This is a genomic window from Bacillus sp. PK6-026, from assembly GCF_054161455.1.
Genome location: NZ_CP096418.1, coordinates 791,202 through 815,352 on the forward strand (window position 1 = coordinate 791,202; position 24,151 = coordinate 815,352).

21 protein-coding genes and 1 pseudogene are annotated in these 24,151 nt (G+C 47.8%); 16 read left to right on the forward strand and 6 right to left on the reverse strand.

The window, feature by feature from the left end; translation table 11 throughout:
• Nucleotides 1-263: 263 nt before the first annotated feature.
• Entirely contained in the window at nt 264-665 is a 402-nt protein-coding gene (locus tag M1D59_RS03960; protein WP_370510587.1) for a methyl-accepting chemotaxis protein, read from the forward strand.
• Nucleotides 666-826: 161 nt separating this feature from the next.
• Here M1D59_RS03960 and cyoE read toward each other — a convergent pair whose 3' ends face one another.
• Nucleotides 827-1,744 carry a heme o synthase gene (gene cyoE / locus M1D59_RS03965; RefSeq protein WP_458117805.1) on the reverse strand — a complete coding sequence of 306 codons (918 nt, stop codon included), beginning with the start codon at nt 1,742-1,744 and terminating at the stop codon, nt 827-829.
• A 128-nt stretch (nt 1,745-1,872) separates the two neighbouring features.
• Here cyoE and M1D59_RS03970 point away from each other — a divergent pair, with 128 nt between their 5' ends.
• The 3 genes from M1D59_RS03970 to M1D59_RS03980 all read left to right on the forward strand — a co-directional run bounded on the left by M1D59_RS03970 (nt 1,873) and on the right by M1D59_RS03980 (nt 6,024).
• Nucleotides 1,873-2,478: a TetR/AcrR family transcriptional regulator gene (locus tag M1D59_RS03970; protein ID WP_458117806.1), complete on the forward strand. Its 606-nt coding sequence runs from the start codon at nt 1,873-1,875 to the stop codon at nt 2,476-2,478.
• A 147-nt stretch (nt 2,479-2,625) separates the two neighbouring features.
• On the forward strand, nt 2,626-4,050 hold the full coding sequence (locus tag M1D59_RS03975; protein WP_023855784.1) for an SLC13 family permease: 1,425 nt from the start codon (nt 2,626-2,628) through the stop codon (nt 4,048-4,050).
• A gap of 84 nt (nt 4,051-4,134) precedes the next feature.
• Complete coding sequence (locus tag M1D59_RS03980) at nt 4,135-6,024, forward strand: ABC-F family ATP-binding cassette domain-containing protein (RefSeq protein ID WP_458117807.1); 1,890 nt, start codon at nt 4,135-4,137, stop codon at nt 6,022-6,024.
• 29 nt (nt 6,025-6,053) lie between these two features.
• On the opposite strand, the gene M1D59_RS03985 is transcribed toward M1D59_RS03980, so the two are convergent.
• Entirely contained in the window at nt 6,054-6,968 is a 915-nt protein-coding gene (locus M1D59_RS03985; protein ID WP_212110112.1) for a LysR family transcriptional regulator, read from the reverse strand.
• A gap of 125 nt (nt 6,969-7,093) precedes the next feature.
• On the opposite strand from M1D59_RS03985, the gene M1D59_RS03990 reads away from it, so the two are divergent.
• Nucleotides 7,094-7,759, forward strand: coding sequence for a DJ-1/PfpI family protein (locus tag M1D59_RS03990; RefSeq protein ID WP_020450506.1), 666 nt, complete (start codon nt 7,094-7,096; stop codon nt 7,757-7,759).
• Nucleotides 7,760-7,788: 29 nt separating this feature from the next.
• Here the strand turns inward: M1D59_RS03990 and M1D59_RS03995 are convergent.
• Nucleotides 7,789-8,065: pseudogene (locus tag M1D59_RS03995) on the reverse strand (ArsR/SmtB family transcription factor).
• Nucleotides 8,066-8,200: 135 nt separating this feature from the next.
• Nucleotides 8,201-9,100 carry a GTP cyclohydrolase FolE2 gene (gene folE2, locus M1D59_RS04000; RefSeq protein WP_458117808.1) on the reverse strand — a complete coding sequence of 300 codons (900 nt, stop codon included), beginning with the start codon at nt 9,098-9,100 and terminating at the stop codon, nt 8,201-8,203.
• A 132-nt stretch (nt 9,101-9,232) separates the two neighbouring features.
• Between folE2 and M1D59_RS04005 the strand changes: the two genes are divergently transcribed.
• From M1D59_RS04005 to M1D59_RS04045, 9 genes are all read left to right on the forward strand, one after another.
• On the forward strand, nt 9,233-10,345 hold the full coding sequence (locus M1D59_RS04005; protein ID WP_103750393.1) for an NAD(P)/FAD-dependent oxidoreductase: 1,113 nt from the start codon (nt 9,233-9,235) through the stop codon (nt 10,343-10,345).
• Complete coding sequence (locus M1D59_RS04010; RefSeq protein WP_065644546.1) at nt 10,339-12,012, forward strand: nucleoside recognition domain-containing protein; 1,674 nt, start codon at nt 10,339-10,341, stop codon at nt 12,010-12,012. Before M1D59_RS04005 ends, M1D59_RS04010 begins: the two co-directional genes overlap by 7 nt.
• 65 nt (nt 12,013-12,077) lie before the next feature.
• Nucleotides 12,078-13,280, forward strand: coding sequence for a GTP-binding protein (locus tag M1D59_RS04015; RefSeq protein ID WP_065644547.1), 1,203 nt, complete (start codon nt 12,078-12,080; stop codon nt 13,278-13,280).
• Nucleotides 13,281-13,461: 181 nt separating this feature from the next.
• Complete coding sequence (gene bioW / locus M1D59_RS04020; RefSeq protein WP_020450511.1) at nt 13,462-14,232, forward strand: 6-carboxyhexanoate--CoA ligase; 771 nt, start codon at nt 13,462-13,464, stop codon at nt 14,230-14,232.
• Nucleotides 14,229-15,575, forward strand: a complete 1,347-nt coding sequence (gene bioA / locus M1D59_RS04025) for an adenosylmethionine--8-amino-7-oxononanoate transaminase (protein ID WP_268461734.1) — start codon at nt 14,229-14,231, stop codon at nt 15,573-15,575. Before bioW ends, bioA begins: the two co-directional genes overlap by 4 nt.
• Complete coding sequence (gene bioF, locus M1D59_RS04030; protein WP_458117809.1) at nt 15,565-16,716, forward strand: 8-amino-7-oxononanoate synthase; 1,152 nt, start codon at nt 15,565-15,567, stop codon at nt 16,714-16,716. The genes bioA and bioF overlap by 11 nt, the downstream gene beginning before the upstream one ends.
• Nucleotides 16,713-17,420, forward strand: coding sequence for a dethiobiotin synthase (bioD, locus tag M1D59_RS04035; protein ID WP_020450514.1), 708 nt, complete (start codon nt 16,713-16,715; stop codon nt 17,418-17,420). The genes bioF and bioD overlap by 4 nt, the downstream gene beginning before the upstream one ends.
• The gene (gene bioB, locus M1D59_RS04040; protein WP_020450515.1) at nt 17,417-18,418 is read left to right on the forward strand and encodes a biotin synthase BioB; all 1,002 of its coding nucleotides are present in this window, start codon (nt 17,417-17,419) and stop codon (nt 18,416-18,418) included. Before bioD ends, bioB begins: the two co-directional genes overlap by 4 nt.
• A 17-nt stretch (nt 18,419-18,435) precedes the next feature.
• Nucleotides 18,436-19,632 (forward strand): cytochrome P450, encoded by a 1,197-nt coding sequence (locus M1D59_RS04045; protein WP_458117810.1) that lies wholly within the window; start codon nt 18,436-18,438, stop codon nt 19,630-19,632.
• Nucleotides 19,633-19,669: 37 nt separating this feature from the next.
• On the opposite strand, the gene M1D59_RS04050 is transcribed toward M1D59_RS04045, so the two are convergent.
• Nucleotides 19,670-20,500 carry an ion transporter gene (locus M1D59_RS04050; RefSeq protein WP_020450517.1) on the reverse strand — a complete coding sequence of 277 codons (831 nt, stop codon included), beginning with the start codon at nt 20,498-20,500 and terminating at the stop codon, nt 19,670-19,672.
• Nucleotides 20,501-20,663: 163 nt separating this feature from the next.
• Between M1D59_RS04050 and M1D59_RS04055 the strand changes: the two genes are divergently transcribed.
• Both M1D59_RS04055 and M1D59_RS04060 read left to right on the forward strand, forming a co-directional pair.
• Nucleotides 20,664-21,086, forward strand: a complete 423-nt coding sequence (locus M1D59_RS04055; protein ID WP_003179703.1) for a MerR family transcriptional regulator — start codon at nt 20,664-20,666, stop codon at nt 21,084-21,086.
• Nucleotides 21,087-21,145: 59 nt separating this feature from the next.
• Entirely contained in the window at nt 21,146-22,330 is a 1,185-nt protein-coding gene (locus tag M1D59_RS04060; RefSeq protein ID WP_458117811.1) for an MFS transporter, read from the forward strand.
• A gap of 221 nt (nt 22,331-22,551) precedes the next feature.
• Here the strand turns inward: M1D59_RS04060 and M1D59_RS04065 are convergent, their stop codons facing one another.
• Nucleotides 22,552-24,108 (reverse strand): ABC-F family ATP-binding cassette domain-containing protein, encoded by a 1,557-nt coding sequence (locus tag M1D59_RS04065; RefSeq protein WP_020450520.1) that lies wholly within the window; start codon nt 24,106-24,108, stop codon nt 22,552-22,554.
• Nucleotides 24,109-24,151 lie beyond the last annotated feature (43 nt).

The window sequence follows — 24,151 nt, forward strand, 5'->3', positions numbered from 1 at the left end:
GCGATATTATTACAGACGCCATCCGCCAAAACAAAAAGAAAGTGAGCATGGTGCCTAAGGAACTGTTCGGCTTCCCTCTTGCGGCGAGAGCGATCCCGCTCCATGACGAGAACGGAAGGGTTATCGGCGGAGTCGGACTCGGTACGAGTCTTGAAAAATCGGATCAGCTTCACCGCGTCGCAGAAAGCCTGTCGGTCATCGTCGAGCAGACGGCCTCAGCCATTCAGGATATCGCCGAATCTGTCAGCGGGTTTTCCGGACAAATGTCCGACATTTCCAAGCAGGCGAAAGAAGTCAGTGAAAGCGCCGGAGAAATTGAGAAAATTTCAGTTACCGTAAAAGGCATTTCAGATCAAAGCAACCTGCTCGGACTGAACGCGGCGATTGAAGCGGCGAGAGCCGGAGAGTCAGGAAAAGGGTTCTCCGTCGTCGCCGACGAAATCCGCAAGCTCGCGACACACTCAAAAGAAAACGTCGGGCAGATTGACCAAATCACGAAGAAAATCCACGCGTTATTGAAAGACCTTGAGCATTCGATCGAAGTCATCAATGAACATACGAGCGGCCAGGCCGCCGGCGTTGAACAAATTTCCGCCACGATGCAGGAGATCAGCAGCAACGCGCAAAACCTCGCCAAGATGGCGGAACATCATTTTGAAGACTAGATATATAGAAGAAAAAACTGCCTGACAATGTGTCGGCAGTTTTTTTACTAACACTACTACACTAGCGATTGAAATGACTGCCGTAAATATGGCTCATGAGTATGCTCTTTCCCGTCACACTGCAATTCCTTCAAACGTGTAAAAGAGACGAAATCAAATAACTATATATTGAAAATAACTCCGATAAGAGAATAGATAATGACAGTCGAAAAAAGAATTGTCATATGAATCAGAGAGTAAATAAACATGGATTTTGCCCATTTCTCTGAATCCATTTTTTTGTAACCATACACACTAAGAACCAACCATATGACACCTAATATAAGGGAAACAAGCATAATGCCGAGGCTCAAAGAAATAAAAAGGAGACTTGTCCCGATAAGGATGATTAAATAAATATTAGTTTGTATATATGTTCTTTTAACTCCTTTGATAACAGGGAGCATTGGAACTTTCGCAGCCTTATACTCATCATTTTTTCGAATGGCTATAGCATAGAAATGAGGCATTTGCCATATCACAGATGTCACAAAAAGACCGAGAACAGCAGGATGTGTGATGTCCGGATAGACAGCTGACCATCCAATAAGAGGCGGCATAGCTCCGCCGATACTCCCGACCTCTGTATTGTAAACTGTTCTTCTCTTACTCCACATGGTATACGGGACAATATAAAAAAACAATCCTAGAAACCCTAGGAGTGCTGCCAGAGAGGTGGTGAAACCAAGGATTATTACACCAAAAATCATCATAAAGATACCGAGCCATAGAACTGTTTTAGGCTTTATTTCTCCTGTAACGGTTGGTCTGTTTTTGGTTCTCTCCATAATAGAATCTATATCCCGGTCATATAAGTTGTTAAAAGCTCCTGCCGCTCCCATTACTAAAATAGACCCAATTAATGAAAAAAATATTTCTGGTAATTTCTCAGAAAGGCTCATTTTATAAGTATATAAAGATAATGTTAATCCAGAAAACATCGGAATAAGGTTAGATTTAATAATTCCTGTTTTAATGGTTTTTGACAATATGATGGACACAGGTCGTTTATCCGTTTTGATATTATTTTCAATTTGCATGATTCTTCTCCTCTTTTTAATGGCCACACGTTGATTTAGTGAAGTGCTAGTGATACCTTTTAGAATATACATACTATATGGTATGTTAATTCTGAACAGTATGATTGTCAATAAGAGGAGGAAGAAGAATGCTTAGAAGAAGGCTAACCCAAAAAGAGCGAAAAGAGGAAACACGTCAATTGTTGTTAGAATCGGCTGTTGAGATTTTTTCGGAGTTTGGCTTTCATGGGGCTTCTGTTGAAAAAATTGCTGAACATGCCGGATTTAGCAAAGGAGCGGTTTACTCCAATTTTAAATCTAAGGAAGAGCTCTTTCTGGCCTTATTGGAACAACAAATGAATTTACAAGTGAATAACATCGATCAAATCATAAATAATCAGCATTCACTTTCATATTTTATTGAAACAATGAATGATCATTTTGTCTCAGTGGTGAAAGAAAATCAAAAGTGGATGATTTTAAATATGGAATTTCTTCTTTATGTGATGCGTAATGAGTCAGTGCGCTACAAATGGTCTTGCATGATCAGGGAGTCTGTGGACCGGATCTCCAAGTCTGTCGCGAAACTAATGTTGAAAGAGAATCATGAGGTTACGCTATCTTCGGAAGAAATCGCTTGGACTATTTTTTCACTTGAAAATGGTCTTGCGATATTCAATTTTATTAATGGAGAAAGCGTCCCGATGAATTTATATGGAAAAGCGCTAAAAAATTTGCTTTCAGCCTCTGAGTGACTTTTTAATAGAAAAGTTGTACTTTTCAATTTCTAGGCTCAGTGTCATACATTAATTTAAATTTTATTTTAAATTTTTTAGAGGAATTTTCCCCGGGCGAAGCGAAAGTGATGAATGGGAAATCGCTTTCAAAGGGGGAAGGGGTAAATGAGAGTATATACACCGACTAAACTGACCGGATTGTTATTGGGGCCGATCAGTTTTTTGCTGATTCTCGGCTTGATACCGGAAGCTGAGTTGGCTTACGCGCCGCGGATCGTTCTTGCGGTTACAGCTTGGACGGCCGTCTGGTGGATTACGGAAGCCGTGCCGATTCCGGCGGCATCGCTCTTGCCAGTCATTTTGCTGCCGACATTGGGCGGTTTAGATATGGAAACGACGGCCAAAGCATACGGCGATCCGATTGTGTTTATGTATATGGGGGGATTTATCATTGCGATCGCCATCGAAAAATGGAATCTTCATAAACGGATGGCCTTGCATATTTTGAAGCGGATCGGGGCTGAAAGCCATCGAATCGTGCTCGGCGTGATGGCGGCGACGGCGTTTTTATCGATGTGGATTTCGAATGCAGCCACCGCTTTGATGATGCTTCCCGTAGCGCTTGCAGTTATTAAAGAAGTGCAGGAAAAAGAAATTTTAAAAGGCGAATCGCTGCAGAAGTTCAGCAAAAGCATTTTGCTGGCTGTCGCGTATGCGGCTTCGATCGGCGGACTTGCGACATTGGTCGGTTCCGTGCCGAATGCGGTCTTTGCGGCGATGTCCAAACAGATGCTCAATCACGAAATTATGTTTTTTGAGTGGTTTTTATTCGGGTTCCCGGTTTCCGTTCTGTTTCTTGCTATTTTATATGTTTATTTAACGAAAATAAAATTTAAAGTGAGCGCCTTTCAAGGAAAAAAACCTGATTTTATCGATCATGATTTAAAGGCGCTTGGCGCAATGACGAGGGAGGAAAAATCGGTTTTTGCCGTTTTTTTGTTGACCGCATGTTTGTGGATGTTCAAATTCATCCTGCCGTTTCAAATTTCAGATACGTCGATTGCGATTTTCGGAGCGGTTTTGCTGTTTTTAATTCCGAGTACAAAGGATGAACGGATTTTGGAATGGAAGGATATGCAGACACTGCCATGGGGGCTTCTTCTGTTGTTTGGAGGCGGCTTGTCGCTTGCGGCCGGTTTTTCGGCGACCAATCTGACGGCATGGATCGGCGGCAAGCTAAAGCTGTTGGAAGGCCATCCTTACTTATTTGTACTGATCATTTTGACGGCTGCGATTTTATTTATGACCGAAATCATGTCTAATACGGCTGTCGCCAATATGGTGATTCCGATGACGATCGGTCTTGGCGCCGCGCTTCAGGTTGAGCCGTACGGGCTGATGGCGGCAGCTGCGCTTGCTTCATCATGCGCCTTTATGCTCCCGATCTCCACCCCGCCGAATGCGGCCGTTTTCAGCTCCAATCTGCTGACGATGAAGGACATGGTCAGGGCGGGTTTTTGGCTCAATATCGCAGGTGTCGTCTTGATCGTGATCAGCGTATATTTCTGGCTTCCGGCCGTCTTCCTGTAATGTCCGTGAAAAAGCTCTCACTAGTTTTCTTGCATCATCTGCATTAAAATAAGGTTATGACATTACGTTAGGATTGGTAGACAGATGAGCATTTTTAAAGCGGAAGGTTTATATAAAACTTACGGAGATAAAACATTATTTGACCATATATCGTTTCATATTGAAGAAAACGAACGGATCGGCTTGATCGGACCGAACGGAACGGGAAAAAGCAGTTTGCTGAAAGTGATCGCCGGCCATGAATCGACCGAAAAAGGAGACATCACCAAGCCTGGCAGCCTCCATATCGAGTACTTGGATCAGGATCCTGATTTAGAGGGTCCGGAAACCGTGCTTGAGCACATTTATTCGGGAGCTTCCGTGATGATGCGGACGATGAGGGCGTATGAGCAGGCGCTTCAGGAGCTGAATGCTTCGCCTGATGATCCGAAGAAGCAGGAAAACCTGCTGGCGGCACAGGGGAAAATGGACGAACACGGCGCCTGGGACGCGAATACGGCGGCAAAAACGATTTTAACGAAGCTTGGCGTCGTGGATGTGGCAAAAGAAGTGAGCTCGCTATCCGGAGGGCAAAAAAAGCGGGTTGCGATCGCAAAAACATTGATTCAGCCTGCTGACCTCCTCATTTTGGATGAGCCGACAAACCACCTTGACAATGAAACGATCGAATGGCTTGAAGGCTATTTGAGCGGGTATCCGGGCTCTGTCGTCCTCGTCACCCATGACCGCTACTTTTTAAACCGGGTGACAAACAGGATCTATGAGCTGGATCGTGGGCACCTATACACATACAAAGGGAACTACGAAGTGTTTTTGGAAAAGCGGGCCGAAAGAGAAGCGCTCGCCGAACAAAGCGAAACGAAGCGGCAAAACCTTCTCAGAAGGGAGCTTGCTTGGCTGAGAAGGGGAGCTAAAGCCCGTTCGACAAAACAAAAAGCAAGAATTCAGCGAGTGGAGGAACTAAAGGAACAGGATTCGCCTGAAACCGGTTCTTCCCTTGATTTTGCCATCGGCTCCCATCGTCTCGGCAAGCAGGTAATTGAAGCTGAAGGTGTTGACATCAGCCGCAGCGGCAATCAGCTTGTCCGTTCATTCGATGAACTGATTGTGCCGGGGGACCGGATCGGCATCATCGGACCGAACGGGATCGGCAAAACAACGCTTTTAAACGCGCTTGCCGGCCGCGTCAAGCCTGATGGAGGGCAGATCACGATCGGCCAGACTGTAAGAATCGGATACTATACACAGGATCACAGCGAAATGAACGATGCGCTGCAGGTCGTCGAATACATTAAGGAGACGGCTGAGGTCGTCAAAACGGCCGACGGACAAGTGGTCACAGCTGAGCAGATGCTGGAAAGGTTCCTTTTTCCGCGGAGCATGCAGCGCAACTTGATTCGCAAGCTGTCAGGCGGAGAAAAGAGGCGCCTTTATCTTTTGAAAGTGCTGATGGAAGAGCCGAACGTCCTGTTCCTTGATGAGCCGACAAACGACCTTGATACCGAGACGCTCGGAGTGCTGGAAGATTATTTGGAACAGTTTCCCGGCGTTGTCGTGACCGTTTCCCATGACCGCTATTTCCTTGACCGTGTCGTCGACAGGCTGCTTGTATTTGAAGGCAGCGGAAACGTTTCGCGTTTTCAAGGTTCATACAGCGAATATATGGAGAAGCAAAAGGAGACCAGCCGTCAAAAGCCGGCGCCTGAAGCCGCGGAACCTGCCAAACCTGAGAAAAAGAAAAGAAAGAAGCTGTCTTATAAAGATCAGCTGGAATGGGACGGCATCGAAGACAGAATCGCCGCTCTCGAAGAAAAGCATAAACGGCTTGAAGAGGAAATCGCCGCCGCCGGCAGCGACTTCGCCAAGATTCAGACATTGATGGAAGAGCAGGCGCAAACAGCCGCAGAGCTTGACGAGGCAATGGAGCGCTGGACCGAGCTGTCGTTGATGATCGAGGAGCTGGAACAATTGTAATGGAAGCTGCCGGGAAATCCCGGCAGTTTTTAATTTGTCGGGCTTTTTTCAGCATCGTTACAAAAATAGCCGATTAATTTTTCCTTTAATAAAGACGCCGCCAGACTCAGCTCTCTGTCTTGATGGACGATGAGCCCGTGGGTGGAGACAATCGGGGCAGTCACAGGCAGCAGTTTGAATTGCTTGGCTTCAAGTTCTTGTTTGACGGCGATTTCAGGAATGAAGGCAAAGCCGATGCCGCATTTTACCGCCTCTTTGATCATGGCGATGCTTGGGTACTCCAGGGCGCTGTTTCCTTCAATCCCGGCATCTTGCAATAATCTGCCCGCTTTTGTGTGGTAGACGCAGCTTGTGCCGAAGCTGATGAATGTTTCACGACTAAGAGCGCCAAGGCTCTCAGTTTCAACCTTTTCAGCGAGATCATTGGAAGCGATGAACACCAGCTTTTCTTCGAGCAAAGGGGTAAAAAGGATGTCGGGCCTATTCGGATTTTGCGGTACGATTCCGAAATCGACGGCATGATTTTGCACCTGCTGAACGATATCGTGCTGAAACCCGTTTTCCAATTGCAATCTAATCTTTGGATATTCTTTAATAAAATCCCGGATCAGGAGAGACGTGCGCGTCAGAAAAAACGATTCCTGCATGCGGATGCGGACGGTTCCTTGCGGCTGATCCAGTTCATTCATCGCTTCTTCCAAGGTGCTGCCTAAATGAATAAATTGATAGGCATATTTACTTAGCTTCAAACCGGCCGGTGTCGGCTTCACACCTCTTGACAGCCGGTGAAACAAACGCTGTCCGCAAGCCTGCTCCAAAAGCTGAATATGGCTGGTGACTGTCGACTGTACATACCCCAGCCGATCAGCGGCGCGGCTGAAGTTTTTTTCTTCCATGACGGCGATGAAGGTTTTAAAAAATTTACCCTCTAAAAGCTCAATCATAGCTTGTCATCTCCTTGATATCGAAAATCAAAATGATTTCTATCGTAATCATTCATAAGTAAAATGTCTCTCCCCATGATATCGTAGGTTTTGCAAGAATAAAAGAAAAATTGAGGAGGAAAACAATGAAAAGAACGAGAGGATTCAGACTTGGCGTGTACATTTTCAAGGATGCTGAAATCATCGACTATGCCGCCCCATACGGAGTGTTTTCAGTGGCGAGGAGGCTCGATCCTGAACTGGACGCCTTTCTTGTGGCGGATGCGATGAAACCGGTTCAGACACAAGCCGGGCTTACCGTTCATCCGAATTACAGCTTCAATGACCAGCCAGATATGGATGCTTTCTTAATTCCGGGCGGTTTCGGTACACGACAGGAGACCAACAACAAACGGCTGCATCAGTTTATCCGCTCTCTCCCTGAGTCGACGCTTTTGGTGAGCGTATGTACAGGTTCATGGATTTACGGGCGCATGGGGCTCTTAGACGGGCTTTCCGCCACAAGTCGGAAAGAGCCGGATCGGCTTGAGGCGTCAGAGATGGGGCAAGTACCGATCGACCGCTTGGCGGACATCGCGCCGGCCTGCCGCGTCAGCCGGGCGAGAATCGTCGACAGCGGACGGATCATCACCGCCGGGGGAATTGCTTCAGGCATGGAAATGGGCTTTCACTTATTGAGAAGAGCGGGCTATGATGAAAGCTTCATAGAAGAAACAGCGCGTGTTATGGAATATCAAGAGGGGTACAGCCAGTATCAGGATGATATTGAATACGTGCGGAAAGAGAAATAAGTCGAAGCTGCCGGGGAGAACCCGGCAGTTTACAACGGTTCGTCTGCCTGTAAAACGATTTGAAGCAACCCCGGAAAACGGCTGTCCAAGTCCTCTAGGCGAAGCCTAAATAAACCGTTGTGTTCTTTCTATTCTTGTATGAATGACTCCCGATTCCCTAAGGACTTTAAAGTGATGAGACAGGGTTGATTTTGGAATGGGAACGTTAACAGCGCTGCACGATTGTTCGCCGGCTTCTGCAAGATTTTTTATGATTTGAAGTCTGATTTGATCACTGAGGGCGTAAAGAACAGCGGATAAACTGATGTCAGGGCGGTTTGTCTGTTTGCATCGGTATTATACATTTCTTCAATGCTCCTGTTTAAAAACAGCCGGGCGCTGAATCAATCAAAAACTGCATAAGGATCGAGTCTGCCGGAAAAACCGGCAGCTCTTTTTGATTTATATTTTGGGAAACGACAGCCCCACCGCATCATGCATGTGAATCGATTCTTCGTTCCGGCATTCGATCTCAAAGGCGGAGATCCAGTTCATTTCGTATAAGTCGGCAGCCGTTAAGCGGATGACGTCTTCTACAAATCTTGGATTTTCATAAGCCTGTTCAGTCACTCTTTTTTCGTCGGGCCTTTTTAAGACGGGATGAAGCTTTGCGCTTGCGTTCGTTTCCGCTGCGGCAAGAAGCTCGGTTTTGAAATCGTCCGGCATCTCCGCCTGCTCATTGATATGTGCGGTGATCTTGATTATGCCGCGCTGGTTATGGGCGCTGTATTCGCTGATTTCTTTTGAACACGGGCAGAGCGTCGTCACATGGGCCGTGATGCCGACGGTTTGTGAAAAGCCTTTGTTTTCATGATAAGAGACTGTCATATGGATATCGGCGTGCATCAATCCTGACAGTTTGGTTTCCGGGCTAAGGCGCTCGAAATACCATGGAAAACTGACAGAGACGGATGCGCTTTGCTGTTCCATATTGTCGGCTAAATCCTTTGCAAAATCTTTCAGTGTATGGACATCAATCGTCCAGTTTGCTTCGTGATAGCGCTGCAGCTGTTCTGTCAGGCGGCTCATATTGATTCCTTTGCGGCCGCGCGCAAGGCTCGTTGTAAAGGAAAAAGCGCCGATCGTCGTTTGTGTAGACGGCTTGAGCGAGGATGCAATCAAAATCGGATGCGAAACGTTTGAGACACCGACATGGTCAATGTCAAAAAAATAGTCGTTCGGTGTATTTTGAATATCCTTCATCTGTTCTTTATCGTTCGGTTTTATTCCTTTCACGGCTTCGACAGATCCGAAGCGGCGGTGGCGTTCGGGTTTTGCGGGCAAATGCAGTATACGTTCCATTGATGAGACCCCTTTCTGTAGTAAATCGAAATAGTTCCTATTTATTTTGAGGGAATGCTGTGATAAAATCAAGTGGTCATGTCTAAAGCATGCAAATTAAATCGAAATGATTTCGTTTAGGGAGTGGTTGTTTTGCAGCATAGCGAAATCGTCATTGTTGGAGCGGGACCCGCAGGTATTGGAATGGGAATCGTTCTGAAAAAACTCGGTTTTCAATCGTTTACGATTTTGGAAAAAGACCGTGCAGGAGCTTCATTTCGAAGCTGGCCTGAAGAAATGAAACTGATAACACCGTCCTTTACCGGGCAGGGATTCGGGGCTTTGGATTTAAATGCTGTTGCTCCGGGAACATCCCCTGCCTTTACTTTTCACCGCGAGCACTTGAGCGGGCAGGAGTATGGAGATTATTTGGCGCTTTTGGCCGATCATTTTCAGCTTCCAATTCAAGAAGGCACATCGGTTCGCAATGTTTATAAAGACGACGGCGGTTTTTCAGTTGAAACTAATAAAGGCACGATGAAGGCCAAAGACGTTATTTGGGGAGCCGGTGAATTCCAATTCCCGAAATATTCGTTTCATGGTGCAGAGATTGGCATCCACAATAGCAAGGTCGCCAGATGGAGCCAATTTGAAAAAGCCCATTATTACGTGGTAGGCGGCTATGAAAGCGCAATGGATGCGGCGGTTCAACTGGCGTCCTATGGCAGCGATGTGACGGTTGTGATGCCGAATTCGCTCCGCGAAAACGCTGAAGCCGATCCAAGCCGGTCGCTTTCACCTTATACATGGGAGCGTCTTGAAGATGCATATGAAAAAGGGAAGGTTCAGTTTTTGGAAAAAGCCCTGGTAGAAAAACTGGCGAAAAATGGACCAGCCTATGATTTATATTTGTCAGACGGGAGGAAAATACGCTCGGAAACACGGCCGATTATCGCGACAGGCTTTCATTCCGGGGCAAAACAAATCGAGAATTTGTTTGAATGGGGAGAGAACGGCAAACCGCTTTTAACGAATGAAGATATGTCGACCGTGACGGACGGTCTTTATTTAATCGGGCCGAGCGTTCAGCACCAAAACGCCGTCTTTTGTTTCATTTATAAATTCAGGCAGCGATTCGCCGTCATCGCCGAGCATTTGTTGGAAAAACGAAAGTTTTCGATCGATGAAAAGGTGCTGACAGAATACAGGGAAAATCAAATGTTTCTCACGGATTTGAGCTGCTGTGAGGTGCAGTGTGAATGCTGAAAGAGCCAACGCGGCGGCAGCGCATGCTCTTCATCGGACTCGAATCGGTCGGGAAAACAACGCTTTTTTCCGCGATCACGGATCAGAGAGCAGGCGAAGCAGCCAATGTGAAAGGATCGACGATATTTGCGGCTGAACGGGAGATCAAAAGCCTTCCGGGCTGGCAAGCCATTGATACACCGGGCATTCGGGAGGATGACAGCGTGTCGAAAAGAGCGCTGAAAAAAGAGATCGAAAAGGCCGATGAGGTGGTTGCCGTCTTGCGCGGCACCCATTTTTCAGAAGAGCTGAACGCGGTCTTGGACCTGATTCCGCCGGATGCCAGGCGCGTCTGCTTTATCGTTACGTTTCAGGATAAAATGACGGACGCCATGCGCCGGACGCTTTCTGAGCAAGTGGCTAAGCACAGTCTCCCGGTCCTGTTGGTTGATACGAGAACTGTGACAGACGATAAAAAAGAGCATATCATCGCTTTTTTAAGAAAAGAGGCTGAATTTCATCCGCTGAAACGGAAACGGATGAAACAGATTGAACTTGAAAGTGTGGCTGTTCAGCAGTTTGTGTTTCATCGTCCCGTAGTTGGGCCTGTTGTGAGTACTGCACTTTTATGTTTGTTATTTATGGCGCCGATCATATTGGCTTATCATACATCAGAGTGGATGCAGCAATACGCGGACGAATGGGCGGTTGAACCTCTCCAAAATGCGGTCGGAGGCTTGCCGTCATGGCTGAGCGCGGCATTGGCGGGGAATTATGGCCTGTTATCCCTTGGCATTTACTCGTTTGTTTGGGCGTTTCCTGTCGTTTTGTTTATGTCTATAGCAAATGCGGCAGCAGATGATTCGGGTTTAAAGGACCGGATCGTCGATTCACTGGACCCGCTGATGCGGAAGATCGGTCTGAACGGCCGCGATTTAGTTCCGCTTTTGACCGGATTTGGCTGCAATGTCGTTGCCGTTCAGCAGACGCGGTCGTGCAGCATGTGTACGAGAAAGCGCTGTGTATCATTTATTTCTTTCGGATCAGCGTGCAGCTACCAAATCGGCGCGACGCTGTCGATTTTTCATGCTGCGGGAAGGGAGTGGCTGTTTATCCCTTACCTCGCTGTTCTTGTTGCCGCAGCAGCCGCTCATAACCGGATATGGTATCGCATTGATCAGAAATGGGCCGCTTACTTCGAGCGCCGGCAAACGTTTTTACAGATGCCGTCCTGGAAAGGGATCGTTTTTCGAGTAAAAGAAGTGCTCCAGCAATTTATCTTTCAGGCGATGCCGATCTTTCTCATCATTTGCCTGGCGGCGACAGTATTGAATGAACTCGGTGTCATCCGTCTTGTGACATTGCTTGTCTCGCCTGTTTTAAGCCTGTTCGGTGCTCCGGAAGATGCGGCGCCGGGCCTTGTTTTTTCTCTGATCAGGAAAGACGGTATTCTCTTGTTCAATGAAGGGAATGGAGCGCTTCTTGATGTGCTGCCGGGGGCAACGCTCTTTCTGCTCATTTACTTGGCATCAACCTTTACTCCATGCATGGTGACGGTTTGGACAATTGCCAAGGAACTGGGGATGAAAACGGCGGCAGCCATTATGGGAAAACAGATGGCCACTTCAGTCGTGTCAGTTTTGATCATCATGATCATCTGGAAGCTGACACTTTGCATTTTTAAATAAATTGTGGTGAAATAAAATATAAATCGTAATAATTACGATTTGATAAGAGGAAGGAGAATGAAAAAATGAGTAAAAAGATTCCTGTAACAGTGTTAAGCGGATACCTGGGGGCGGGTAAAACGACGCTGCTGAATCACATATTGCAAAACCGCCAAGGGCTGAAAGTCGCCGTTATCGTTAATGACATGAGCGAAGTCAACATTGATGCCGGGCTTGTCAAGCAAGGCGGTGGCCTGTCGAGGACGGATGAAAAGCTGGTCGAAATGTCAAACGGCTGCATTTGCTGCACACTCAGAGAGGATTTGCTTGTTGAAGTCGAAAAACTGGCGAAGCAAGGAAATATTGATTATATCGTGATCGAATCGACTGGTATCAGCGAACCGATCCCGGTCGCTCAGACATTCTCTTACATCGACGATGAATTGGGCATTGATTTGACCCGGTTCTGCCGTTTGGACACAATGGTCACGGTGGTCGACGCCAATCGTTTTTGGCACGATTTTCAGTCGGGGGACAGCCTGCTGGACCGGAAAGAGGCTGTCGGTGAAGAGGATGAACGCGACATCGCCGATCTGCTCATCGATCAAATCGAGTTTTGCGATGTGCTGATTTTGAATAAATGCGACCTTGTCTCTGAGGAAGATCTGAAAAAGCTTGAGAAAGTGCTGAAAACGTTGCAGCCTAAAGCAAACATCATCAGAGCGGTCAAAGGAGAGGTCGATCCGAAGGTCATCTTAAACACCGGTCTCTTCAATTTTGACGAAGCAAGCGGTTCAGCAGGCTGGATCAGGGAATTAAACGAAGGACACCACCAGCATACGCCTGAGACTGAAGAATACGGAATATCTTCGTTTGTATACGAAGCGCGCCGTCCTTTTCATACCGAGCGGTTTTATAACTGGATTCATTCGCTGCCGGAAAACGTCGTCAGGGCGAAAGGAATCGCCTGGTGTGCGACGCGCAACAGCCTTGCCCTTTTGATGTCGCAGGCAGGCCCATCCGTGTCGCTGGAACCGATCTCTTATTGGGTGGCCGCGCTGTCCAAGGCGGAACAGGAGCAAATCCTCAGACAGAATCCAGAGCTATTAAAAGAATGGAATGAAGAATTCGGAGACCGCCACACAAAGCTCGTCTTTATCGGATTGGATCTGTCCCCGTCAGAAATTACCGCCGAAGCGGATCGATGCCTTTTGACAGATTCGGAGATGGCGGACGACTGGTCGCTTTTATCTGACCCGTTCGATTGGCAGATTGAAAGAGCTAGATAAATGAATTTCCACATTAAGACAAAAGAGATAGCTCTTTTGTCTTTTTTTATTTCAAACAAACCGGTGTTTTGTACACCATGTTGACATATCAGGAAAGGAATACTAATATTTTATTGTAATGTTAACTTAAATTATTTATAGGTTAACATATGAGTGCGGTGTTTAGAGGGGGGATGAAAGCATGAAGGGAGAAGCGTATTACAGTGTGAGAATGAGAGCCTCCGAGAACGGTCCCCATGAAGAGGGGGGAAAACACATATCCGGAGGAGAGCGGCTTGCGCCTTTCATCGGTGTAAAGGATGCCGTCAGCGATTTATTGGAAAAAGCATTGTCTCATTCGCGGGGCAAGCCGGACTTTATGCAAATTCGCTTCGATCTTGTAAATGAACCGATAAAGTTTGTCCAGCCTCTGCGCATTGAAACGAATGAAACAAAATCAGCGGAAGAAGGACAAGCGCTTGCCCGTGAGCTGATCAGCCGCGCCGGCGTACCGAAAAACGCGGTAGACAAAGCGTTTCAAGGCATTGCCGAATACTCGGACGTAAGGGGCGCCGTTTTGTTTGACATTCATTCAGGCCGGAGGATTGACGGAAGAAAACAAAAAGGAGTGCGCGTCTCACGGCTCGATTGGCCGGAAGCCGATTTTCAAATGTGGGCGGCTTTGTGCGGAATGCCGCCGAATCCGCGGTTGAAAGAGGCGCTTGCCATCGCTTCTAAGGTATGTGAGCATCCGGCTGTCGTCGCCGAATTATGCTGGTCAGATGACCCTGATTACATAACGGGCTATGTTGCCGCTAAAAAGCTGGGTTATCAGCGGATAACAAGGATGAAAGAGCATGGAGACGAGAGCGGCTGCCGGATTTTTTTTGTTGATGGATTAACAGATATCAAGAGCTGTATAGACGGCTTGGAAAAACAGCCTGTATTCATTCGGTCGGGAGGTAAAACATGAATCAATCATTCGTTGAAAAAAGCAAAAAATATCTTTGGCTGCCTTTTACCCAAATGAAAGACTATGACGAAAACCCGCTGATCATCGAAAGCGGGGAGGGCATCAAACTGAAAGATATCGACGGCAGGGAGTACTATGACGGATTTTCTTCAGTATGGCTCAATGTCCACGGCCATCGCAAGAAGGAACTGGATGAAGCCATCAATAAACAGCTCGGCAAAATCGCTCATTCGACATTGCTGGGGATGACAAATGTTCCGGCGACAGAGCTTGCCGAGGTGTTAATCAAGATCACGCCGGAAAAGCTGACGCGTGTTTTTTATTCGGACAGCGGCGCTGCAGCAATGGAAATCGCGCTGAAAATGGCCTTTCAATATTGGAAAAACATCGGCAAGCCGGAGAAACAAAAATTCATTTCGATGAAAAACGGCTATCACGGCGATACGATCGGCGCTGTCAGCGTCGGTGCGATCGAGCTCTTCCACCATGTATACGGGCCGCTTATGTTTGAAAGCTTTAAGGTAAATGTTCCTTACGTATACCGCTCGAAAAGCGGCAACCCGGACGAGTGCCGCGATGAATGCCTCGCAGAACTCGAACGGCTCCTGAGCGAGCGGCACGGTGAGATCGCCGCGCTGTCGGTCGAATCGATGGTCCAAGGGGCATCGGGGATGATCGTGATGCCTGAAGGATATTTGGCAGGCGTCCGGGAGCTTTGTACGAAATATGATGTTTTAATGATTGTCGATGAAGTGGCGACAGGATTCGGCCGAACCGGGAAAATGTTTGCCTGTGAGCATGAATGTGTTCAGCCTGACTTGATGGCGGCTGGTAAGGCCATTACCGGAGGCTATTTGCCGATCGCCGTAACGTTTGCGACAGAGGAAATTTATCAGGCATTTTATGATGACTATGACAAACTGAAAACGTTTTTCCACGGCCATTCGTACACGGGGAACCAGCTTGGCTGCGCCGTTGCGCTGGAAAATTTGCGCCTGTTCGAATCGGAAAAAATCGTCGCTCAAGTTGCGGAAAAGTCGAAAATAGTGGAATCGCTTTTTCATGATCTGGCAGCGCTCCCTCATGTCGGCGACATCCGCCAGCTCGGTTTAATGAGCGGGATCGAACTCGTTCAGTCGAAAGAAACGAGGCAGCCTTATCCGCCTGAAGAGCGAATCGGATACCGGGTGTCTTTGAAAATGAGGGAGCTTGGCATGCTGACGAGGCCGCTCGGGGATGTTATCGCATTTCTTCCTCCGCTCGCCAGCACCGCCGATGACCTGAGCGCTATGGTGTCCATTATGAAAGAAGCGATTCAAGAGGTTACAGGCCGTGCCCATTGACGAATGGCTCAGCAGTCGGCTCGCCAGGACGAAGGCAGCCGGGCTTTACCGCTCGCTTAAACCGCCTCAAGCTGTCGCGGAAGCGAAACGTACGAATTGGGCGTCAAACGATTATTTGAGCCTGGCGAACGACAAACGGCTGATTCACGCCGCAGAAACGGCGCTTCGTCGCTTTGGAGCCGGGAGCACAGGGTCAAGGCTGACGTCCGGCAATACCGAATGGCATGAAAAACTTGAGCGGAAAATCGCCGGTTTTAAGCAGACAGAAGCCGCTCTCTTGTTTTCAAGCGGATATTTGGCCAATATCGGCGTGCTTTCGTCTTTGCCTGAAAAAGGAGACGTCATATTAAGCGATCAATTGAACCATGCGAGCATCATCGACGGCTGCCGCCTTTCAAAAGCTGATACGGTTGTTTACCGCCACACGGATATGAATGATCTTGAAGAAAAACTCCGCACCGCACAGAGCCGTGCTCGCTGTTTTATTGTGACAGACGGCGTGTTCAGCATGGACGGCACAATTGCACCGCTTGACGAAATCATGCTCCTTGCCAAGCGGTACCGGGCCTTTGTCATCGTTGATGATGCCCACGCAACAGGGGTTTTGGGAGATGCCGGCAGGGGAACGGGCGAGTATTTCGGCATCTCCCCAGATGTTGTGATCGGCACGTTAAGTAAAGCTGTAGGCGCGGAAGGCGGCTTCGTCGCGGGCTCTAAAGCATTGATCGATTTTTTGCTGAATCATGCGAGAACGTTTATCTTTCAAACGGCTGTCCCGCCCGCAAGCTGTGCGGCGGCATGCAGAGCTTTAGACATCATTAAAGACAGCCGGGATAAACGCCGGCTTTTGCAATCATCGGTGACCACGATCAAACGGGGTCTCGAGGATATCGGGTTTACGGTCAAGGGAGAAGATACGCCGATCATACCCGTTATGATCGGAGACCCTCAAAAAGCCGTTCGATTTGCAAACGGCCTCAAGGAGAAAGGGATTGAGGCCCCGGCCATCCGCCCGCCGACTGTTGCGGAAGGAGAGAGCCGAATCAGGCTGACCGTCACCGCAGATCGCAAGTTAAGAGATATTGAAGCTCTATTAGAGGGGTTTAAATTAGTGGGAAGAGAGTTGAACTTGGTGAAATGAAGGGTTTTTTTGTAACGGGAACTGATACGGGAGTAGGGAAGACGTTTATCGCTTGCGGCCTTGCCGCTTTGTTGAAAGAGCAGCATGTTGATGTCGGCGTGTTCAAGCCGTTTTTGAGTGGAGAGCTTAGCAGCGATCCGCAGAGTGATACAGCACTTTTGAAGAACAGCTCTGAAACATCTCTCGCTGATGAGGAGATCACACCTTTCGTGTTTAAAGAGCCGCTTGCACCTTACACAGCAGGGAAGCTCGAAGGGAGGACCGTCGGGCTGGAAGATGCCGTGAACCATTGGAAAAAGATTAAGGATCGGCACGATTGCTTCATTGTTGAAGGGGCAGGCGGGATTGCGGTGCCGCTCGGAGAGGATTATTTCGTCAGCGACTTGATCAAAGCGCTCGATTTGCCGGCTGTCATTGTGGCCCGTCCCAATCTTGGAACGATCAACCATACGTATTTAACCGTCCAATACGCGAAACAAATGGGGATACGCGTGATCGGCATCGTGATCAACGGCATCAGCAGCCGGCCCGGACTTGACGAACAGACGAATCCGGACATGATTGAAAGATTTTGCGGTGTGCCGCTCCTCGGCGTTACGCCGAAGCTTGAAGACGTTTCACCAACACAAATTCACCACATGATCAAGGAGCATGTCGATGTTTCCTTGATTATGAATCAAATGCAAATGGGGGCAGAAACATGAATCAGTGGATGGAACTTGCAGAACGGGTGCTGGATGGCGGAGAAGTAACTGAAAAAGAGGCGCTTTCCATCTTGGAATGCTCGGATGACGACGTTCTCCTGCTTATGCATGCTGCATTTCAAATCAGAAAACGCTACTTTGGAAAAAAAGTAAAGCTCAATATGATTATGAATGCAAAATCCGGACTTTGTCCGGAAAACTGCGGCTACTGCTCGCAGTCTTCGATATCAAAAGCGCCGATCGACAGCTACAGGATGGTCGACAAAACGACCCTGCTTGAAGGTGCAAAGCGTGCGCACGATTTAAATATCGGAACGTATTGCATCGTGGCGAGCGGCAGAGGCCCGTCCAACAGAGATGTCGATCAAGTGGTCGGCGCCGTTAAAGAAATTAAAGAAACGTACGGCTTAAAAGTCTGTGCATGCCTCGGACTGCTAAAGCCCGAACAGGCCGAGCGGCTGAAGGAAGCCGGAGTGGACCGGTACAATCACAACATCAATACATCAAAAAGCAATCATTCAAACATTACAACGTCCCACACGTATGATGACAGAGTAAACACTGTGGAAACAGCCAAAAAATCCGGAATGTCCCCATGCTCGGGCGTCATTGTCGGGATGAAAGAGACGAAGCAGGATGTCGTCGATATGGCGAATAGCTTAAAGGCGCTTGATGCAGACTCAATTCCGGTTAATTTTTTGCATGCGATCGACGGAACTCCGCTGGAAGGGGTCAATGAATTAAATCCGCTTTATTGTTTAAAGGTTTTGGCTTTGTTCCGCTTTATCAACCCGACAAAGGAAATCCGTATTTCAGGGGGGCGCGAAGTCAACCTCCGCTCCTTGCAGCCGCTGGGGCTGTATGCCGCCAATTCGATCTTCGTCGGAGACTATTTAACAACGGCAGGGCAGAATGAAACAGAGGACCATAAGATGCTCCATGATTTAGGATTTGAAGTCGAATCGGTGGAAGAAATGAAAGCCAGTTTACAGCGGTAACACGGGGGAGATATAGCATGACGACAGAACTGCACGAGGCAGGGCCGCGTCTGAAATCGGATTCGGATTTTTGGAGAGATCCATATCTGTTTTACGATAAACTGCGGTCCGTTCATCCTGTATATAAAGGAACCGTTTTAAAGCATCCGGGATGGTATGTCACCGGATATGAAGAAGCGGCGGCGATTTTGAGGGACGCGGTATTTAAAAACCGCGTTCCTCTCCCTGAAGCCTCTACAAAATATGAACAACTTCACGAATTGCAGCGGAATATGATGCTGTTTCAAAATGAGTCCGGCCATAAGCGGATGCGGACGATTGTCGGCAAAGAATTCATGCCGCAGAAGACGGCATCTTTCCGTCCTGTTATAAAAGAAATCGTCCATGAATTGCTCGATCAGCTTGAAAACAAGAAGACGGCGGACATGGTATCCGAATTCGCCTTTCCTTTGGCAAGCCTTATCATTGCCGACATGCTCGGCGTCCCCGCAGAGGAGAGATATCAATTCAGGCAATGGACGGCGGATCTCATTCGAACGATCGATTTGACCCGCACACGAAAGGTGCTGGCAAAAGGCGGGGATACCGTTGCCAAGCTGACGGCGTATTTTAAAGATTTGATTGAAAAGCGAAAAGCTCATCCTTCTCAAGACCTGATCAGCACATTCGCCGGTCATGAGCAGCTCGCCGAAGATGAAGTGCTTGCGACGTGCATTCTGCTTGTGATTGCCGGGCACGAGACGACGGTCAACCTTTTGACGAACGGATTGTTTTTGCTCATGAACCATCCCGGCCAGCTCAGCGCGCTGAAAGAAAATCCGCTGCTGATTGAGTCAGCCGTTGAAGAATGCCTGCGCTATGAAAGTCCGACACAGCTGACAGCGCGCACCGCGTCAGAGGACTGTGAAATCAACGGGAAGATCATCAAAAAAGGAGAGCGCATATACATCCTTTTAGGCGCCGCCAACCGCGATCCGAAGATATTTCAAAATCCGCATGTATTTGACATCACGAGAAAACCGAATCCGCACCTTGCCTTTGGAGCCGGTGCACACGTATGTTTAGGCTCGGCATTAGCTCGGCTAGAAGCGCAAATTGCCATTCCCGTATTGTTGGAGCGGCTGCCTAAGTTGAAGCTTGCTTCAACAGACGTTCCATTTCGCAGGTTAATCGGCTTTAGATCGCTGGCTGAGCTGCCTGTCATCCTCAATTAAAGACAAAAAAGGGCTGGCTTACAGGTGCCGGCCCTTTTTAATCTTTCTTTTCATTTTGCGTGATATAGGTTTCCAGAAGCGCTTTTAATTCTTTAACCTCCGCGCGCAGTTCTTTGATTTCTTTTGTATCCTCTTTCAGCTCGCCTGTCTCATCTTCTATTTCCTGAGAAATTTTTTGTGCATTATTCACGATTTCCCCGACGATCAAGTTGATCATAATGAAAGTCGCAATGATGATAAATGAAACGAAATAGAGCCATGACCAGCCGCTCTCGGCAAAAATCGGCCTGAATATGCCGCTTGCCCACGATTCGAGCGTAAAGGTTTGGAACAGTGTCAGAAGGCTGAGCTGCAGGTTGCCGAAGTATTCCGGCGCGATAGCAGAAAAGAACATCGTACCGATGACGGCGTACACATAAAAAATGATGCTCATCAGAATAATGACGCTGCTGATAGTCGGAATCGCCATAAACAGCGCATTGACGATCCGTCTTAATGAGGGAACGGAAGTGATCGTCCGCAGCACCCGCAGCACCCGGAAGATACGGAGAACGCTGACGAAATTCGTATTGTAAAGAATCAAACTGCCGGCGACGATTACGAAGTCAAAAACGTTCCAGTTGTTTTTAAAAAAGTGCTGTTTTTGAACGAATAGTTTAAGAGATAGTTCGATGACAAATATCGTTAAAAACAAACAATCCACAATAAAAAATACTTTTTGATAAGGTTTAAAGAAAGCGTAAGTTTCCAAACCGATCGAGATGGCATTCAACACAATGACCGTCGTTATGAATGACTGAAACAGCCGGCTTTCAATCAATGCCGAAACTTTACTTTGAACTGAAAATCGATTTTGATGAGTGTTCACTCTGATTATTTGTCCTCCTGTTTAGTTGTCCATTCTATGATACGTTACAGCAGCAGGATGATGTCAAGTCAGTTCTTTTTTTGTATCGAAAAAACTTAACGTTTACGTAAAAGTATAATAGTAGTATAATAGAAAAGAAGAAAAATCTCGGGGGGATATGGACGTGGAGTGGATGAAGATTGATCAAATGGCCAAGCGAAGCGGCCTGACGAAAAGAACGATCCGCTTTTACGAAGAAATCGGTCTGCTTTCTTCACCGAAGCGGACGGAAGGCGGTGTCCGTCTTTACTCTGAAGACGATCTTGAAGAGCTTGAAAGAGTGATCAGCGCGAAGGAAGTGCTGGGATTCTCGCTGCAGGAGCTCCAGCAGTTCATGGAAACGGGCAAGCACTTGGAGATGAATAAAGAAGGATACCTTTTATCGCTGGACAAACGGGAACGAAAAGAAAAGCTCGAAGACATTCAGAGGATGCTGAATGAACAGATGAGAATGATTGATGAAAAAATTGAGAAATTTCAATCATTCAAGAAGCGCTTGGAGGGTATGCAGGCAAAAGCCGAGAATGCGCTTCAATCAATTGATTAAACAAGAAAAACGCTATTTTTATAGCGTTTCTTTATTTGCAAAGAAAGGTTTGATAGATCATGAATGAACAACCACCTGAGAACTCAAGTATGTTTAAACAGCCAAAAGCGGTCTGGGCCGTGGCCTTTGCCTGCGTGATCTCGTTTATGGGGATCGGGCTTGTCGATCCGATTCTGCCGGCGATTGCGCGGCAGCTGCATGCTTCCCCCAGCCAGGTTTCGCTTTTATTTACAAGCTATCTGCTAGTCACAGGTTTCGCCATGCTTTTATCAGGCGCCGTATCGAGCCGGATTGGGGCAAAGCTGACGTTAATCAGCGGCTTGATCCTGATCATCGTTTTTGCAGGCTTGGGCGGGCTTTCGCATTCCATTTCTCAGCTCGTCGGCTTTCGCGGCGGCTGGGGACTCGGAAATGCCATGTTTATCTCAACTGCGCTTGCCGTCATTGTCAGCGTGGCATCTGGCGGAAGCGCAAAAGCCATTATTTTGTATGAGGCGGCTTTGGGATTGGGCATTTCGGTTGGACCGCTTGCCGGCGGAGAGCTTGGCACAATATCGTGGAGAGCGCCGTTTTTCGGCGTATCGGTTTTAATGGCGGCCGCTCTTTTGGCCATCTTTTTTCTTTTGCCGCCTGTCCAAAAGCCGCGGAAGAAAATTTCCGTCAGCGCGCCGATCAAAGCGCTTCGTTATAAAGGGCTATTGACGCTTTCAGGCGCCGCATTCTTATATAACTTCGGTTTCTTCACCCTGCTTGCATATTCGCCGTTTGTTCTTGACTTAAATGAACGGGGCCTCGGCTATGTCTTTTTCGGCTGGGGGCTGTTTCTTGCGATCACTTCCGTTTTCATCGCTCCGGCCGTACAGCGGATCTTTGGAACCGTCCGCTCGCTGATCTTTCTGTTTATGCTGTTTGCAGCTGATTTGCTCGCGATCGGGATTTGGACGGAGCACATGGCGCTCGTCATCGGGGCGATCATCATAGCCGGAGGGATTCTGGGCATGATCAATACGATTTTGACAACAGCGGTGATGGAAGCTGCGCCTGTCGAACGGTCTGTCGCTTCATCTGCCTACAGCTCCATGCGGTTCATCGGCGGGGCCATTGCGCCTTGGATCGCCGGTGTGTTAGCCGATCATTTTACTGCGCATACCCCCTATTTTGCAGGATGCATCGCCGTACTTGCCGGCATGGCTGTTTTGACTGGAGGCCGCCGTTATTTGGCAGGCATCAAAGCCGGTCATTAATGATAACAGCGTGTCGACAAACCCTCGCATTCGTTGTCAGGCCTGCGCGTCGGTGCTCACGAATTCCAACATTCGCTCCGCTCCGATACTCGGCCTTCCTAGACTGCAAAGGTTTTCAATCACGCAGAAAGGATGACAATATCCCAAAACAAAAAGCCGTTTTGGGATTTTGTCAACAATCTGAAAGCTTGTTTCCCTAAAAGGAAACAAGCTTTTTTTGTTTATAAAACTTTCGTTGTCCATGACTCGCAATTCCATGTTTCTGTCGCGATGTCCATATAGAATTCAGGTTCGTGAGAGATGAGCAGGACGGAGCCTTTGTATTCTTTCAAAGCTCTTTTTAATTCTTCTTTTGCTTCAACATCAAGGTGGTTTGTCGGTTCATCGAGTACAAGCAGGTTCGTTTCCGAATTGATAAGCTTGCATAGTCTGACTTTTGCTTTTTCCCCGCCGCTTAATACGGATACCCTGCTTTCGATATGCTTTGTCGTCAGTCCGCACTTCGCCAGAGCCGCGCGGATTTCGTACTGTGTAAAGGACGGAAAGTCGTTCCACACTTCTTCTATGCATGTGTTGTTGTTGGTCTCTTTGACTTCCTGCTCGAAATAGCCGATATGAAGGTGTTCGCCGCGTTCGACTTCTCCCGACAGCGGTGAAATTTCACCCAGAAGGCTTTTCAGCAATGTCGTTTTTCCGATGCCGTTGGCTCCGTACAGAGCGATCTTTTGGCCCCGCTCCATTCTCAAGTTCAGCGGACGGGACAGCGGCTCATCATAGCCGATGACGAGCTCTTTCGTTTCAAAAATCAGCTTTCCGGATGTTCTTGCTTGTTTAAAATGAAATTCAGGCTTCGGTTTTTCCGAAGGGAGCTCGATCATATCCATTTTATCGAGCTTTTTTTGCCGGGACATCGCCATATTTCTTGTGCTGACGCGCGCTTTGTTGCGGGCGACGAAATCTTTCAGCTCCGAAATCTCCTGCTGCTGTTTCTTGTAGGCTGCTTCAAGCTGCTGTTTTTTCACTTCGTATACTTCGCGGAATTGGTTGTAGTCGCCGACATAGCGGGTCAGCTCCTGGTTTTCCACATGGTAGATCAAATTAATGACGCTGTTTAAAAACGGAATGTCGTGAGAAATCAAAATAAAGGCGTTCTCGTACTCCTGCAAATAGCGTTTCAGCCATTCGATATGCTGTTCGTCCAGATAGTTTGTCGGCTCATCGAGCAGCAGGATGTCGGGCTTTTCCAAGAGCAGTTTGGCAAGCAGCACCTTTGTCCGCTGGCCGCCGCTCAAATCCGCGACATCCCTGTCAAGGCCGAGATCGTTAAGCCCGAGGCCGCGGGCGATTTCTTCGACTTTTGCGTCAATCGCGTAAAAGTCGTTGTTGGTCAGGGCGTCCTGGATCGTTCCGACTTCTTCGAGAAGCTTTTCAAGCTCATCGGGGTCAGCCTCGCCCATTTTTGTGTAGATGGCATTCATTTCTTCTTCCATCGCAAATAAATAATGGAAAGCGTTTCTGAGCACGTCGCGGATTGTTTGTCCGCGCTCAAGTGATGTATGCTGGTCAAGATAGCCGACCCGGACCTTTTTGGACCATTCGACTTTTCCTTCGTCAGGCTCAAGTTTGCCTGTAATGATATTCATGAAGGTCGATTTTCCTTCGCCGTTTGCTCCGATGAGACCGACATGTTCGCCTTTCAGCAAGCGAAAGGATATATCATGAAAGATCGCCCGGTCGCCAAAACCGTGGCTCAGCTTTGTGACTGTAAGTAAACTCATGTTTTGCACCTCAAAAAATATAATCTGTATTCTATAAGATTAT